Source organism: Bradyrhizobium sp. 142, from assembly GCF_023074015.1.
GTDB lineage: Bacteria > Pseudomonadota > Alphaproteobacteria > Rhizobiales > Xanthobacteraceae > Bradyrhizobium.
In genome coordinates this window covers 1-1,040 of sequence record NZ_JADPKQ010000329.1, presented here as the reverse complement: position 1 = coordinate 1,040, position 1,040 = coordinate 1, and the positions used below count along the sequence as shown (strand labels likewise).

The window sequence follows — 1,040 nt, the reverse complement described above, 5'->3', positions numbered from 1 at the left end:
AAGCGCCGGTTTCCGAAGGGGCGCCGGCCGCGTCGGAGGCCGGCGGGCTGCAGGTCCGTCTGGCCGACCGCAAGCACTTCGGCGCCGCCTTGCTCTTCGCCACGGGCTCTGCTGCGCATCTCGAGGAGCTGCGGGCTCTGGCGGTCGCGAAAAAGATGCGCCTGGAGCCGGACGGTCTGCACAGGGGTCGTGCGCTCATGGCCGCCGACGAGGCCGACATCTACCGCGCGTTCGGCTTGCCCTTCATCGATCCCGAACTGCGCGAAGGGCGCGGCGAGATCGAGCGCGCGCTGAAGGGAAAACTGCCGAAGCTCGTCACCGATGAGGACCTCCGCGGCAATCCTTCACTGTCATACGGAGGCATCGGACGGCACCAAGACCTTGGAGACCATGGCCAAGGCCACGCGCCAACGGGACTTCGAGTATTTCGGCGTCGCCGACCATTCCAAGTCGGCCCACTACGCCGGCGGCCTCTCCGTAGAGCAGATTGCCGAGCGGCACCGCGAAGCGGACCGGCTGAACAAGCGCCTGGGCAAGGATTTCCGGATCCTAAAGGGCATCGAGTCCGACATCCTAGCCGACGGCTCGCTCGATTATCCCGACGACGTGCTGGATCGGTTCGACTTCGTCGTTGCCAGCATCCACGGCCGGTTCAAGCTCGAGCGGAAAGCACAGACCGACCGCCTGCTGCGCGCCATCTCCAACCCTCACACCACGATCATCGGTCACATGACGGGGCGCCAGCTCCAGCGTCGCCCAGGCTACGAAATCGACGTCGAGAAGGTGCTGCGCGCCTGCGCCAAGCACGGCGTGGCCGTCGAGATCAACGCCCACCCCTGGCGACTGGACCTCGACTGGCGCTGGCACCAGGCCGCGCTCGATTTTCGGCTGCATGATGAGCATCAATCCGGACGCCCACTCGATCCGCGAGCTCAACCACTGGGGCGTCGAGATGGCCCGCAAGGGCGGCGTGCCCGCGGACCGGGTGCTGAACGCGATGTCGCTGGCGCAGATCACCAAGTACCTACGGCAGAAGCAGC

At 66.4% G+C, this 1,040-nt stretch carries 1 pseudogene; it reads left to right on the top strand.

From position 1 onward, the window contains the following. Positions 1 to 1,040, top strand: a pseudogene (locus tag IVA82_RS31040) (PHP domain-containing protein); the annotation flags it as partial.